This window comes from Streptomyces sp. NPDC091280 (assembly GCF_044768565.1).
Taxonomy (GTDB): domain Bacteria; phylum Actinomycetota; class Actinomycetes; order Streptomycetales; family Streptomycetaceae; genus Streptomyces.
Genome location: NZ_JBIVUZ010000001.1, coordinates 910,266 through 924,297, shown reverse-complemented (window position 1 = coordinate 924,297; position 14,032 = coordinate 910,266). Strand labels below are relative to the sequence as shown.

Genomic DNA, 14,032 nt, shown 5'->3' with positions numbered 1-14,032 from the left:
GGGGGAGCGGCGGCCGAAGAACCGCCCCGTAACCTAGGTACGTGAGCAGCAACCCCGACGCCCTCCTGGGCCCCGCCGACATCCGAGAACTGGCCGCAGCCCTGGGCGTACGCCCCACCAAGCAGCGCGGCCAGAACTTCGTGATCGACGCGAACACGGTCCGCCGCATCGTCCGCACCGCGGACGTCCGCCCCGACGACGTGGTCGTGGAGGTGGGCCCCGGCCTCGGCTCACTCACCCTCGCCCTGCTCGAAGCCGCCGCCCACGTGACCGCCGTGGAGATCGACGACACCCTGGCGAGCGCGCTGCCGGCGACGGTGACCGCCCGCATGCCCGACCGGGCCGGCCGCTTCGCGCTCGTCCACTCCGACGCGATGCAGGTCACCGAACTCCCCGGCCCACCCCCCACCGCGCTGGTCGCCAACCTCCCCTACAACGTGGCCGTACCGGTCCTGCTGCACATGCTGGAGCACTTCCCGACCATCGAGCGCACCCTCGTGATGGTCCAGGCGGAGGTCGCGGACCGCCTCGCCGCACCGCCCGGTTCGAAGGTGTACGGCGTCCCGTCCGTGAAGGCGAACTGGTACGCCGACGTCAAGCGGGCCGGTTCCATCGGCCGTACCGTCTTCTGGCCCGCGCCGAACGTGGACAGCGGGCTCGTGGCGCTCACCCGCCGGGCGGAGCCGCCGAAGACGACCGCCGACCGCCGCGAGGTGTTCGCCGTGGTCGACGCGGCCTTCGCGCAGCGCCGCAAGACACTGCGGGCGGCCCTCGCCGGCTGGGCGGGCTCGGCGGCGGCGGCCGAGACCGCGCTCGTCGCGGCCGGGGTGTCCCCGCAGGCGCGCGGCGAGTCGCTGACGGTCGAGGAGTTCGCCCGCATCGCGGAACACAAGGCGGAACACACGGTGGAAGACAAGGGAGAGTCCGAGTAAGTGAGCGTCACGGTACGGGTTCCCGCCAAGGTCAACGTCCAACTCGCGGTCGGCGCCGCGCGCCCCGACGGCTTCCACGACCTGGCCAACGTCTTCCTCGCGGTCGGTCTGTACGACGAGGTCACCGTGACCCCGGCCGACGGGCTCCGGGTCACCTGCACGGGCCCGGACGCGGCCCAAGTCCCCCTGGACCGCACCAACTTGGCGGCACGGGCGGCCGTAGCGCTCGCCGAACGGTACGGGCGGGACCCGGCCGTGCACATCCACATCGCCAAGGACATCCCCGTGGCCGGCGGCATGGCGGGCGGCAGCGCGGACGGCGCGGGCGCGCTGGTGGCCTGCGACGCGCTGTGGGGCACCGGTGCCTCACGGGCCGAACTGCTGGAGATCTGCGCCGAGTTGGGCAGCGATGTGCCGTTCAGCCTGGTGGGCGGGGCGGCGCTGGGGGTCGGGCGCGGGGAGCGGCTGACGGCCCTGGAGGTCGGGGGCGCCTTCCACTGGGTGTTCGCGATGGCCGGGCGCGGGCTGTCGACCCCCGCGGTCTTCCGCGAGTTCGACCGCCTGGGCGAGGGCACCGACATCCCCGAGCCGGTCGCCTCGCAGCCGCTCCTGGCCGCGCTCGCGAAGGGCGACCCGGACGCGCTGGCCGCCGCCGTCTCCAACGACCTTCAGCCCGCGGCCCTTTCGCTCTTCCCGGAACTCGCCGACACCCTCGCCGCGGGCCGCGCCGCGGGCGCCCTCGCCGCGCTGGTCTCCGGCTCGGGCCCGACGACGGCGTTCCTCACCCGCGACCCCGGGTCGGCCGCGAAGGTGGCGGACGCGCTGACGGCGTCCGGCACCTGCCGGACGGTCCGCACGGCGGCGGGTCCGGCGGCGGGGGCGACCGTGCTCGACCGGCCCGCACCTACCGCCCAGGTCCCCGGAAGACCCGCCTGACCCACGCGACGCGTGCGGCCGACGCCCACCGTGTTCATGCCGTCGTACGACGCGTTCATGTCGTCGTACGACATCTTCGCCCGATCTCCACACGAAGTAGTACGGAGGGAGGACGCGGGGGAAAGCCCTTGCGGTTAGTTTTACTTGAAGATTCAGGCGTCGCGTGCGACCCGTGTGGTGCGACGCCTCGTGAGTGAACGACCGTGGAAGGCGACGTCCGTGTCCGAATCCCCCACCCCGACCCCCCACCCCGCTCCGTCCTCCCACCGCCGCAAGCGGTCCCTGTCCCGTCGCGGCGCGATCGGGGCCGCCGGAGCCGTCGCCGCCGGAGCCACCCTGACCCCGGTGGTCTTCGCGGCCACCGACTCGGGCGCGGCCACCGACTCGGGCGCGGACGCCGCGAGCACCGGCGCCACCCCGGCGGGCACCGAGCCGGAGACCTTCCCCGCCACCCGCTCCGCCGCGGCCACCGGCGCCGACACGACCGCCTTCCCCGCGTCCTACGTCGGCGTCCGCTGGACCGGCGCGGCGACCGGCGCGGGCATCAGCTTCGGGGACGGCGCCGTCCAGCGGCTGACCGGCGGCTGCGCGACCGTCGACGACGGCGGCACGGCCCTGGTGGCCTCGGGCGGCGCCACCTCGTACGAGCTGACGGCCCCGGACGGAGCCACCGACGTGCGCTCCCTCGCGATCGACTGCACGCACGGCCCCGACCGCACCTTCCACGTGCCGAGCGAGCCCACCCGCGTCCGCGGCGTCCGCTACCTCTCGCGCCCGGCCTGGGGCGCCGACGAGTCCAAGCGGTACAAGGACGGCAAGGTCAACTCGCCCGAGGTGTACTACCCGTTGCAGACGATCACCGTCCACCACACGGACACCCCGAACGCCGACCCCGACCCGGCCGCCACCGTCCGCGGCATCTACGAGTACCACGCGGTCACCCTCGACTGGGGCGACATCGGCTACCACTTCCTCATCGACGAGGCCGGCGTCGTCTACGAGGGCCGCTACTCCGGCGACGACGGCGTCCCCGCCTTCGACGCCGACGGCAAGCTGGTCACCGCCTTCCACACCGCGGGCTACAACTCCGGCAACCTCGGCATCGCCCTCCTCGGCACCCTCACCGACCAGCCGCCCACGGCCGCCGCGAAGGCGTCCCTGATCCGCCTGATCAAGGTCATCGCCCGCTTCAAGGGTCTCGACCCGCAGGCGAGGACCACCTTCGTCAACCCGGTCAACGGCGTCACCAAGGACGTCACGACGGTCAGCGGTCACCGCGACTGGCTGTCGACGGAGTGCCCCGGGCAGACGATGTACGACCTGCTGACCGAGGTGAGGGCAGCGGCGGCCCGCTGACCTGCACGGATCGTCGGCCTCCCGGCGCGCATTAGGCTGGGGGGCTGACCGTCCCCCCTGTCAGGAGAGAAATGGCCGTCAACCTGGTCAATGTCGAGAACGTCAGCAAGGTGTACGGCACCCGTGCCCTGCTCGACGGTGTCTCGCTCGGTGTCTCCGAAGGGGACCGGATCGGGGTCGTGGGCCGCAACGGAGACGGCAAGACCACCCTGATCCGGATGCTCGCCAAGCTGGAGGAGTCCGACACCGGCCGCGTCACCCACTCCGGCGGACTCCGGCTGGGAGTCCTCACCCAGCACGACTCCCTCGACCCCGAGGCGACCGTCCGCCACGAGGTCATCCGGGACCTGGCCGACCACGAGTGGGCGGGCAACGCCAAGATCCGCGACGTACTGACGGGACTCTTCGGCGGCCTGGACCTGCCGGGCTTCCCGCAGGGGCTTGACACCGTGATCGGCCCGCTCTCCGGTGGCGAACGCCGCCGTATCGCGCTCGCCAAGCTGCTCATCGAGGAGCAGGACCTGGTCGTCCTCGACGAGCCGACCAACCACCTGGACGTCGAGGGCATCGCCTGGCTCGCCCGCCATCTGCGCGAGCGGCGCTCCGCGCTCGTCTGCGTGACCCACGACCGCTGGTTCCTGGACCAGGTCTGCACCCGCATGTGGGACGTGCAGCGGGGTGACGTCTACGAGTACGAGGGCGGCTACTCCGACTACGTCTTCGCCCGCGCCGAGCGCGAGCGCATCGCCGCCACCGAGGAGACCAAGCGGCAGAACCTGGTCCGCAAGGAGCTGGCCTGGCTGCGCCGGGGCGCCCCGGCCCGTACGTCCAAGCCGCGCTTCCGGGTCGAGGCCGCCAACGAACTGATCGCGGACGTGCCGCCGCCGCGCGACACCAGCGAGCTGATGAAGTTCGCGTCGTCGCGCCTGGGCCGTACGGTCTTCGACCTGGAGGACGTGACCGTCCAGGCCGGGCCCAAAGTCCTGCTGAAGCACATCACCTGGCACCTCGGCCCCGGCGACCGCGTCGGCCTGGTCGGGGTCAACGGCGCCGGGAAGACCTCCCTGCTGCGGGCGTTGGCGGACGCGGCCCGCAGCGACGGCGAGACCCAGCCGGCGGCCGGAAAGGTCGTCGTGGGGAAGACCGTCAAGCTCGCCTACCTCTCCCAGGAGGTCGCCGAACTCAAGCCCACGCTGCGGGTGTTGGAGGCCGTGCAGCAGGTGCGGGAGCGGGTCGACCTCGGCAAGGGGCGGGAGATGACCGCAGGGCAGCTGTGCGAGACGTTCGGCTTCAACAAGGAGAAGCAGTGGACGCCGGTCGGCGACCTCTCCGGTGGTGAGCGGCGGCGGCTGCAACTCCTCCGCCTCCTCATGGACGAGCCCAACGTCCTCTTCCTCGACGAGCCCACCAACGACCTCGACATCGAGACGCTGACCCAGCTGGAGGACGTCCTCGACGGCTGGCCCGGGTCGATGATCGTGATCTCCCACGACCGGTTCTTCGTCGAGCGCACCACCGACCAGGTGTACGCCCTCCTCGGCGACGCGACCCTGCGGATGCTGCCGCGCGGCATCGACGAGTACCTGGAGCGGCGCCACCGTATGGAGGAGGCCGCCGCCGCTGCCGCCCCCGTGGTGGAGAAGGCCGCGCCCGCAGTGAGCGCCGCCGACCAGCGGGCCGCGAAGAAGGAACTCCAGAAGATCGAGCGGCAGTTGGACAAGGTCTCCGAGAAGGAGGCCAAGCTGCACGCGCAGATCGCCGACAACGCCACGGACTTCGCGAAAGTGGCCGAACTGGACGCGCAGCTGCGCGACTTGGGCGGTGAGCGCGAGGAGCTGGAGCTGCGCTGGCTGGAACTCGCCGAGGACGCGTGAAGGGTGGGTGAAGGCGCATAACGGCGCTGTCACGGGCCGGTTCTCCCTTGGGTACAGGGGCGAACCGGCCCGTTGTGCATGGACAGCTCAGTGATAGAAAGGGCCGTCTGAGGCTGTCTGAAAAGCATTGAACAGACCACTGAGCAGACGACCGAACAAAGCACTGAACGACCCGTACGAGAAATCAGTGAACGAGGGGGAAGCGCTGATGACTCAGCCGCCCGACCAGCCGCCGTCCGGTGGTTACGGAGCGCCGCCGAACCAACCGCCACAGCCACCGGCGGGCGGCTTCGGGCCGCCGGTCTCCCCGACGCCGGGTTACGGCTACCCGCAGCAGCAGCCGGGACCGTACACCCAGCAGCCCGGCCCCTACGGCGGACAACCGCAGCCGCCGTACGGCCAGCAACCCCAGCCGCCCTACGGCGGTTACGGCTACCCGCCGCCCCCGCCCCCGCAGTTCGCCCCGCCCCAACCCCCGTCCGGGCGCGGCCCGTTCAAGGGCAGACCGGCCCTTCTGATCGCTGCGGCGGTCGCCGGTCTGCTGGTGGTCGGCGGCACGGTGTGGGCGGTCACCGGCGGCGGTGACGACAAGAAGCCGGTCGCGGAACAGAGCGACTCCGCGAAGCCGTCCGCCACCGGCGGTTCGGACGACCCGGTCGACTCCGGCGACGGCAGCGGCGACGGCGGCACGGACTCCGAGAACCTCAACGAGGGCCGCAAGTCCGGCGAGGCGAAGGTGCTCTGGTACAAGGAGGCGCCCGACGCGCCCGGTTCCGGCGCCGACGCCCCCGGCATGTGGATCACCGGCAGCACGGCGGTGAAGGCCGCGTACAAGGAGGTCGTCGCCTACAACGTCGGCGACGGCAAGCCGACTTGGCCCACGATCACCTTCCCGCAGAAGATCTGCGCGGTCACCTCGCAGAAGTCGTCCGACGACAAGATCGTGGTGGCCTACGAGAGCGGGGTCAGCGACAACGCCAAGTGCAACCGCCTCCAGCAGCTCGACCTGAACACCGGGGCCAAGGGCTGGACCGCGACCGTCGCGGACGGCGGCCTGTTCGACAGCGCGCTCAGCATCGGGCTGACCATCACCGGCAAGACCCTGATGGTGGGCCGCTCGCAGTCGGGCGTCGCCTACGACCTCGCCACCGGCAAGCAGCTCTTCGAGAAGAAGAAGTACGGCGCGGCCTGCTTCCCGGCCGCGTTCGCGGGCGGCACCCGGCTGATCGCCGTCTCCTCCTGCGGGGCGGGCTCCGCGAACGCGCACGACGAGGTGCAGGAGCTCGACCCGGCGACCGGCGGCGCCAAGTGGACCAAGTCGATCCCCAAGGGGTGGACGGTGTCCCGGGTGTACTCCGTGGACCCGGTCGTCCTCTACATGACCGACTCGGACCACAAGCACTGGAACATCTCGACGCTGAAGAGCGACGGTTCCGTCCGCTCGCAGGTCGACTCCAAGGCCGCCTTCGCACCCTCCTGCGGACTGGCGATCCTCGACCGCGACCTCCAGGGCTGCCAGGGTGTCGCGGTCGACGCCGACACCCTCTACCTCCCGACCGACGCGACGACCGGCCCCAACCAGATCGTCGCGATCGACCTGGCCACCGGCAAGGAGAAGTGGCGCGTCAAGTCGCCCACGGACGAGTCGATGCAACCGGTCAGGGCCGAGGGCGGCAAGCTCGTCGCCTATGTCGAGGCCGCCTACGACGCGGGCGGCCGGATCGTGTCCGTCCCCACGACCGGCTCCTCGCACACCACGACGAAGCTGCTCCAGATGCCGGCCGGGACCGCGCGCATCGAGTCGAGCTTCTTCTCCCGGGACATCGACTACGTCGACGGCCGCTTCTACATCTCCTCGACCCGGCTGAACGGAAACGACAAGACGAAGGAGAAGCTGATGCTCGCCTACGGCAAGTGACGCCTTCCGCCGTCCTGTCCGCTTCCGCCGATCCGTCCCCGAGGTACCCGTCATGACCCAGCCGCCCCCGCCCCCGCCGAACCAGCCCCCGCAGCAGGGCGGCTTCGGCCCGCCCCCCGACCAGCCCCCGCAGCAGCCCCCGCCCCCGCCGGGCTACGGCTACCCGCAGGCACCGCCGCCCCCGCCCCCGCCCCAGCAGCCGGGCTACGGCTACCCCGGCCAGCAGCCCAACCCGTACGCGCAGTCCCCGCAGCAGCCGTACGGGCAGCAGCCCAACCCCTATGGCCAGCAGCCCGGTTACGGCTACCCGGGGCAGCCCCAGCCCGGTCAGCCGACCATGCCGTTGCATCCGCAGCCGGGGCAACCGGGCGGCGGTGGACGGAAGTTCGGGGCGTCCGCGGCGATCATCACGGCCGCGGTCGTGGTGATCGCGCTGATCGTCGGCGGCGGGATCTGGTACTCGTCCTCGTCCGGCAAGGACGACAAGGCGGGCGACAAGAAGACCACCGCCGATTCGACCCCCTCGGACGGCAAGGGCGGCACGACCTCGGGCGGCAAGGAGAAGGTGCCCGCCGACACCGCCTCCAAGGTCCTCTTCCAGGTCCCGATGCCCAAGGTCAGCGACACCATGGTGACCTCCGGCTCCTGGCTCACCGACAAGGTGTACGCCAAGAGCGGGGCCGCAGAGGTCGACGGCTACAACCGCGACACCGGCGCCAAGCTGTGGACGATCAAGCTCCCCGGCCCGGTCTGCCAGGCCACGAAGCACACCACCACCGACGGCCGGACGGCGATCCTCTACGAGCCCGCCATGCCGACCAAGGCCAAGCCCTCCAGCGGATGCAGCCAGATTGCCGCGATCGATCTCAACGCCGGCACCAAGCTGTGGACGAAGACCGCCGAATCCGGTGACCAGCCGATCAGTTTCGAGAACGTCACCGTCAGCGGCGGCACGGTCGCGGTCGGCAGCACCGACGGCGGCGCCGCCTTCGACCTCGCCACCGGCAAGGTCCTGTGGAGCCCGAAGACCGGCGACTGCTACGACGCCGGTTACGGCGGCGGCGCCAAGCTGGTCGCGGTGCGCAAGTGCGGCACCTACGACTCGCCCACCCTGCACATCCAGACCATCGACCCGACCTCCGGGAAGGTGCTCTCCGACTACAAGATGGCCGAGGGCATCGAGTACGCCAGCATCGTCTCCACCGACCCGCTGGTCGTCGCGGCCGACGTCGGCGACAGCGCGGGCGACGGCAGCGGCATCTCCGACTTCTTCTCCATCGACAACAAGACGGGCGCGCTGCGCGCCCACATCTCGGCGCCCGGCAAGCAGTACGCGGCCCGCTGCGACGGCATCACGCGTGTCGAGTACTGCACCGAACTCGCCGTGGGCAACGACCGGTTGTACGTGCCGACCGAGGAGCACGACGGCTCCGGCGACTCCTACAGCAAGACCAACGAGATCGTCGCCTTCGACCTCGGCACCGGGAAGCAGACCGGCCAGCGCGCCGACGCGGGCGACGGCTACACCATCACCCCGCTGCGCATGGACGGCAGCAACGTGCTCGCGTACAAGTACCCGCCCTACGACAAGGGCGGCCAGATCGTCAGCATCGACGGCAACTCCTTCAAGGAGACGACGCTGCTGGAGAACCCGAGCACCGAGACGGTACGGGACACCGAGACCAGCTTCCTGCCCGACTACGCGGAGATCCTCTACGGGCAGGGCCGCCTCTACATGTCGGCGGTCTACGCGGACAAGCCCTCGTCGTCCTCCGGCGCCGACAAGGACCTGGCGATCGCCTTCGGCACGACAGGCTGAACCACCCCTCCCTTCACACCTTTTCCTCACCACCCTCATCACCCGTGAATGCCCCGGAATACGAAAAAGTCAGTCGATCCGGGGCACTTCTCTCCTGTAGGGGCAGCGCAACGTCGAACAAGCGTGTAGCTTCCGGGGGCATGAAGAACGGGGGTGCTGGGGGCCCTCTGTTCTTGGGGACCGGTGGGCATCCATAGTGGGCATCCATTGGGGGGACTGGGGGGTTGCTCGATGGGAGTGCGGCTGATGGTGGTCGACGACCACCGATTGCTCGCCGAGGCACTGGCCTCGGCGCTGAAGCTGCGGGGACACCGGGTGCTGGCCGCGGCGGCGCCCGCGGCGGGCGCGGCGGAACTGGTGATCACCCGGGCGCCCGAGGTGTGCCTGCTCGGTACGGCGACACCGGCCGAGCCGGGCATCTTCGACCCGGTGGTGAAGATCAAGCGGGAACGCCCGCAGGTGGCGGTCCTGGTCCTCGGCCCGGTCCCGAGCCCCCGCGGCATCGCCGCGGCCTTCGCGGCCGGCGCCTCGGGCTACGTCCGGCACGACGAGCGCATAGAGGGCGTGGAGCGCGCCATCATGAAAGCGCGGGCGGGCGAGGCGGCCGTGGCGCCGCAGCTGCTCCAGGGCGCCTTCAGCGAACTGCTCAACCCGGCGGCCCAGCCGGACGACGAGGGCCAGCGGCTGTTGCAGATGCTCACCCCGAGGGAGGTGGAGGTCCTGGTCCGGGTCGCGGACGGCGAGGACACCCGCCTGATCGCCGCCGGCATGGGCATAGCCCCCTCCACGGCCCGCACCCACGTCCAACGGGTCCTGATGAAACTCGGCGTCGGCTCACGACTGGAAGCGGCGGCCCTGGCCGCCCGCACGGGCTTGCTGGACCGGGCGGGACCGGTGAACGCGACGGTGGGACAGGAGACGTGAGACGTCGGCGCGGGACGCGGCCTGTGGCTAGGCCCCTTCCTCCTCCGTGGTCTTCGTCTCCGTCTCCGTCTCCGTCTCCGCCTCCACCGGAGGTGTCGGGCGCAGCTTCAGCCATCCCAGGAAGAAGATGCCGAGGAGCAGCATCGCGATGCCGGTCCAGAGGTTGATGTTGACGCCCTCGGACTTGTCCAGCGACGCGTCCGACGGGTCGATGCCCGCGATCGTGACGATCACGCCGTAGACGACGAACAGGCCGCCGATGATCAGCCGTAGGTCGAACAGCCGGGACGCGGTCGTCGACCTGCCCTCCAGTTCGGCGACCGCGCGCTGGACGTCGTGCTCGGAGTTCTCAGACATGGTTCCTCAATCCTCCCGCGACTAGAACGAGAACGGGATGTAGCAGACGGCCGCCAGGATCACCGCGCCCCAGCCGAGCAGTGCCGGCCGGCGGTACCACGCGTCGTCGCCCGCGGCGGGCGCCTCGGTCATGCCGGGGGACGTCGTGCCGTAGACCAGGCCCCGCAGCTGTTCGGCCGGCTTCGGGCGGGTGAAGAGGGACACCGCGAACATGACGACCGCACCGGCGACGAACCCGGCGATGGCGGAGACGAAGTTGGCGCCCTGGTCGGAGGGGATGGAGACGATGCCCTGCTTGTAGATCCAGAAGTAGTTCAGCATCGCCGTGACCGTGCCCGCGAGCAGGCCCCAGAAGCCGGACTTCGGGGTGGCCCGCTTCCAGAACATGCCGACGATGAAGACGACGAACATCGGCACGTTGAAGAAGGAGAAGAGCGTCTGGAGGTAGCTCATGATGTTGGAGAAGGACGAGGCCAGGAAGGCCGTGCCGACGGAGGCGGCCACGCCGATCACCGTGATCAGGCGGCCGAAGCGGACGTAGTACTCGTCCTCGCGGTCCGGCACGACGTACTTCGCCCAGATGTCGTTGGTGAACACCGTGTTGAAGGACGACACATTGGCCGCCATGCCCGCCATGAACGCCGCCAGCAGCCCGGTCACCGCGATGCCCAGGACACCGTTGGGCAGCAGCTCCTGCATCAGGTACGGGATCGCGTCGTTGTACTGGAGGTCCGAGCCGCCGGTGCCGATCTTCGGGACGAGGGCGGCGGCGACCAGGCCCGGGATCATCACCAGGAACACGATGAAGACCTTCGGGTACGCGGCGATGAGCGGGGTGCGCTGCGCGGCGGACAGGTTCTTCGCGGACAGCGCGCGCTGCACCTCCGCGAAGTTCGTCGTCCAGTAGCCGAAGGAGAGGACGAAGCCGAGGCCGAGCACGATGGTCAGCCAGTTCGCCCCCAGCGGGTTGACGCTGCCGATGCCGGTGCCGCCCCACGCGGTGGTGAAGTCGTGGCCGTGGGTCGCGTCCAGCTTGTGGGTGAGGCCGTCCCAGCCGCCGACCTTCTTCAGGCCGAGGTAGGAGATGGGGATGAGGGCCGCGAGGATCACGAAGAACTGGAGCACCTCGTTGTAGATCGCGGAGGAGAGGCCGCCGAGGGTGATGTACGCGAGCACGAAGGCGCCGGCGACGACGATCGCCACCCACTGCGGCCAGCCCAGCAGGGCCTCGACGACGATCGCGAGGGCGTAGAGGTTGACGCCCGCGATGAGGATGGCCGCGAAGGCGAACAGGATCGAACTCAGCAGGTGCGCGGCCTTGTCGAAGCGCAGCAGCAGGAACTCGGGGACCGAGCGCACCTTCGAGCCGTAGTAGAAGGGCATCATCACCAGGCCGAGGAAGACCATGGCGGGGATGGCGCCGATCCAGTACCAGTGCACGGTGTAGGCGCCGTATTGCGCGCTGTTGGCGGCCATGCCGAGGATCTCGGTGGCGGCGAGGTTGGCCGAGATGAAGGCGAGACCGGTGATCCAGGCCGGCAGGGAACGCCCGGAGAGGAAGAAGTCGAGGCTGGTCCGCACCGATCTGCGGGCGGCCAGTCCGATGCCGAGGACGACGGCGAAGTAGATCGCCAGGATCGTGTAGTCGAGCCCGTTGGTGGGGAGCCGGAGCCCGGCGGCGAGTGAGGTGGGGGGCTGCAGAGTCTGCATCAAGCGCTCACCTTGGTTTGATGTTCTTCGTTTGGTGTTCTTTGTTTGATTCTGATGGTGACGGCTGGGGGGATTGGTGGTTTGATGTGTTTAGTTCTGTGTGAAGCCCGGATGTGGCGTGGATGTACGTACGGATGGAGAGCCCGGCGTGAAGAAGACCTCGACCCGGTTGGCCGACGGTCGTGAGCTCATCTACTACGACCTGCGGGACGACACCGTGCGCGACGCGGTGGACCGCCGCCCGCTGGAGCGCACGGTCACCACTTCGGAGGTACGACGGGACGTGCTGCTCGGCGACTCCGTGGCCATCGCCTCGCACCGCCAGGGCCGCACCTACCACCCGCCGGCCGACCAGTGCCCGCTCTGCCCGACCACGGGCGACCGGCTCAGCGAGATCCCGGACTCCTCCTACGACGTCGTCGTGTTCGAGAACCGTTTCCCCTCGCTGGCCGGGGACTCCGGCCGGTGCGAGGTGGTCTGCTTCACCTCCGACCACGACGCGTCCTTCGCCGCGCTGACCGAGGAGCAGGCGGCCCTCGTCCTCGACGCGTGGACGGACCGGACCTCGGAGCTGTCGCATCTTCCCTCCGTGGAGCAGGTCTTCTGTTTCGAGAACCGCGGCGAGGAGATCGGGGTGACCCTCGGTCATCCCCACGGCCAGATCTACGCCTACCCCTTCACCACCCCGCGCACCGCGCTGATGCTGCGCTCGCTCGCGGCCCACAAGGAGGCGACCGGCGGGGAGAACCTCTTCGACTCCGTCCTGGAGCGCGAACTCGCCGGTGAGCGGGTCGTCCTTGAGGGTGAACACTGGGCGGCCTTCGTGCCGTACTCCGCGCACTGGCCCTACGAGGTCCACCTGTACCCCAAGCGCCGCGTGCCCGATCTGCTCGGCCTGGACGAGGCCGCGCGCACAGAGTTCCCCAAGGTCTATCTGGAACTCTTGAGGCGCTTCGACCGGATCTTCGATGAGCGGGATGGAGGGAAAGAAGGGGCGGGTGAGTCTCCGACGCCGTACATCGCCGCCTGGCACCAGGCGCCGTTCGGCACGCTGGAGGAGTTCGAGGGTGTGAGCCGGGACGACTTCGCGCTCCACCTTGAGCTTTTCACCATCCGCCGCACTTCCGGCAAGCTGAAGTTCCTCGCGGGTTCCGAGTCCGGCATGAGCGTGTTCATCAACGACGTGCCGCCGGAGCGCGCGGCCGAGCGACTGCGAGAGGTAGCGAGTTGATGAGCGGTAAGTACCTGGTCACGGGCGGGGCGGGTTACGTCGGCAGCGTGGTCGCCCAGCATCTGCTGGAGGCGGGCCACGAGGTCACCGTCCTGGACAACCTCTCGACGGGTTTCCGCGAGGGCGTCCCGGCGGGTGCCACCTTCGTCGAGGGCGACATCCGCGACGCCGCCAAGTGGCTGGACCCCTCCTACGACGCCGTGCTCCACTTCGCCGCGTTCTCCCAGGTCGGCGAGTCCGTCGTCAAGCCCGAGAAGTACTGGGAGAACAACGTCGGCGGCTCGATGGCCCTGCTCGCCGCGATGCGCGAGGCCGGCGTCCGCAAGCTGGTCTTCTCCTCCACGGCGGCCACCTACGGCGAGCCGGAGGAGGTCCCGATCGTCGAGACCGCGCGCACCTCCCCGACCAACCCCTACGGCGCCTCGAAGCTGTCGGTCGACTTCATGATCACGAGCGAGGCGGCGGCCCACGGCCTCGGCGCGGTCTCCCTCCGCTACTTCAACGTGGCGGGCGCGTACGGCAGTTGCGGCGAGCGCCACGACCCGGAGTCGCACCTGATCCCGCTCGTGCTCCAGGTCGCCCAGGGCAGGCGCGACGCGATCTCCGTCTACGGCGACGACTACCCGACGCCGGACGGCACCTGCGTCCGTGACTACATCCACGTCGCCGACCTGGCCGACGCGCACCTGCTCGCGCTCAAGGCGGCCACCCCCGGCGAACACCTGATCTGCAACCTCGGCAACGGCGAGGGCTTCTCCGTCCGCCAGGTCATCGAGACGGTCCGCCAGGTCACCGGGCACCCGATCCCCGAGATCGTCGCCCCGCGCCGCGGCGGCGACCCGGCGACCCTGGTCGCCTCGGCGGACCGCGCCAAGGAGCGCCTCGGCTGGAACCCGACCCGCGCGGACCTCGCGGGCATCGTCGCGGACGCGTGGGCGTTCGCGCAGAACGTATCGAAGGGTTAGGAGAGAACAC

Annotated in this window: 11 protein-coding genes; 9 read left to right on the top strand and 2 right to left on the bottom strand. The window is 70.2% G+C overall.

Translation table 11 applies throughout. The annotated features are described in order from the left end of the window. Positions 1-41 precede the first annotated feature (41 nt). The 7 genes from rsmA to ACIQPR_RS04205 all read left to right on the top strand — a co-directional run bounded on the left by rsmA (position 42) and on the right by ACIQPR_RS04205 (position 9,759). Positions 42-932, top strand: a complete 891-nt coding sequence (rsmA, locus tag ACIQPR_RS04235; RefSeq protein WP_403641605.1) for a 16S rRNA (adenine(1518)-N(6)/adenine(1519)-N(6))-dimethyltransferase RsmA — start codon at positions 42-44, stop codon at positions 930-932. Then, positions 933-1,868 carry a 4-(cytidine 5'-diphospho)-2-C-methyl-D-erythritol kinase gene (locus ACIQPR_RS04230; protein WP_403641602.1) on the top strand — a complete coding sequence of 312 codons (936 nt, stop codon included), beginning with the start codon at positions 933-935 and terminating at the stop codon, positions 1,866-1,868. 219 nt (positions 1,869-2,087) lie between these two features. Beyond that, positions 2,088-3,224 carry a peptidoglycan recognition family protein gene (locus ACIQPR_RS04225; protein WP_403641600.1) on the top strand — a complete coding sequence of 379 codons (1,137 nt, stop codon included), beginning with the start codon at positions 2,088-2,090 and terminating at the stop codon, positions 3,222-3,224. A gap of 71 nt (positions 3,225-3,295) precedes the next feature. Continuing rightward, the gene (locus ACIQPR_RS04220; RefSeq protein WP_403641597.1) at positions 3,296-5,098 is read left to right on the top strand and encodes an ABC-F family ATP-binding cassette domain-containing protein; all 1,803 of its coding nucleotides are present in this window, start codon (positions 3,296-3,298) and stop codon (positions 5,096-5,098) included. Positions 5,099-5,306: 208 nt separating this feature from the next. Further along, positions 5,307-7,016: a PQQ-binding-like beta-propeller repeat protein gene (locus ACIQPR_RS04215; RefSeq protein WP_403641594.1), complete on the top strand. Its 1,710-nt coding sequence runs from the start codon at positions 5,307-5,309 to the stop codon at positions 7,014-7,016. Between the two features lie 52 nt (positions 7,017-7,068). Beyond that, positions 7,069-8,835: a PQQ-binding-like beta-propeller repeat protein gene (locus ACIQPR_RS04210; RefSeq protein WP_403641591.1), complete on the top strand. Its 1,767-nt coding sequence runs from the start codon at positions 7,069-7,071 to the stop codon at positions 8,833-8,835. A 231-nt stretch (positions 8,836-9,066) separates the two neighbouring features. Next, positions 9,067-9,759, top strand: a complete 693-nt coding sequence (locus tag ACIQPR_RS04205; protein WP_403641588.1) for a LuxR C-terminal-related transcriptional regulator — start codon at positions 9,067-9,069, stop codon at positions 9,757-9,759. A 27-nt stretch (positions 9,760-9,786) separates the two neighbouring features. Here ACIQPR_RS04205 and ACIQPR_RS04200 read toward each other — a convergent pair whose 3' ends face one another. After that, entirely contained in the window at positions 9,787-10,116 is a 330-nt protein-coding gene (locus ACIQPR_RS04200) for a hypothetical protein (protein ID WP_403641585.1), read from the bottom strand. A gap of 21 nt (positions 10,117-10,137) precedes the next feature. Then, positions 10,138-11,826, bottom strand: a complete 1,689-nt coding sequence (locus ACIQPR_RS04195) for a sodium:solute symporter family protein (protein WP_403641582.1) — start codon at positions 11,824-11,826, stop codon at positions 10,138-10,140. 148 nt (positions 11,827-11,974) lie between these two features. On the opposite strand from ACIQPR_RS04195, the gene galT reads away from it, so the two are divergent. Next, positions 11,975-13,057, top strand: a complete 1,083-nt coding sequence (galT, locus tag ACIQPR_RS04190) for a galactose-1-phosphate uridylyltransferase (protein ID WP_403641579.1) — start codon at positions 11,975-11,977, stop codon at positions 13,055-13,057. Continuing rightward, entirely contained in the window at positions 13,057-14,022 is a 966-nt protein-coding gene (gene galE, locus ACIQPR_RS04185; protein ID WP_403641576.1) for a UDP-glucose 4-epimerase GalE, read from the top strand. Before galT ends, galE begins: the two co-directional genes overlap by 1 nt. The last annotated feature ends 10 nt before the right edge of the window (positions 14,023-14,032 follow it).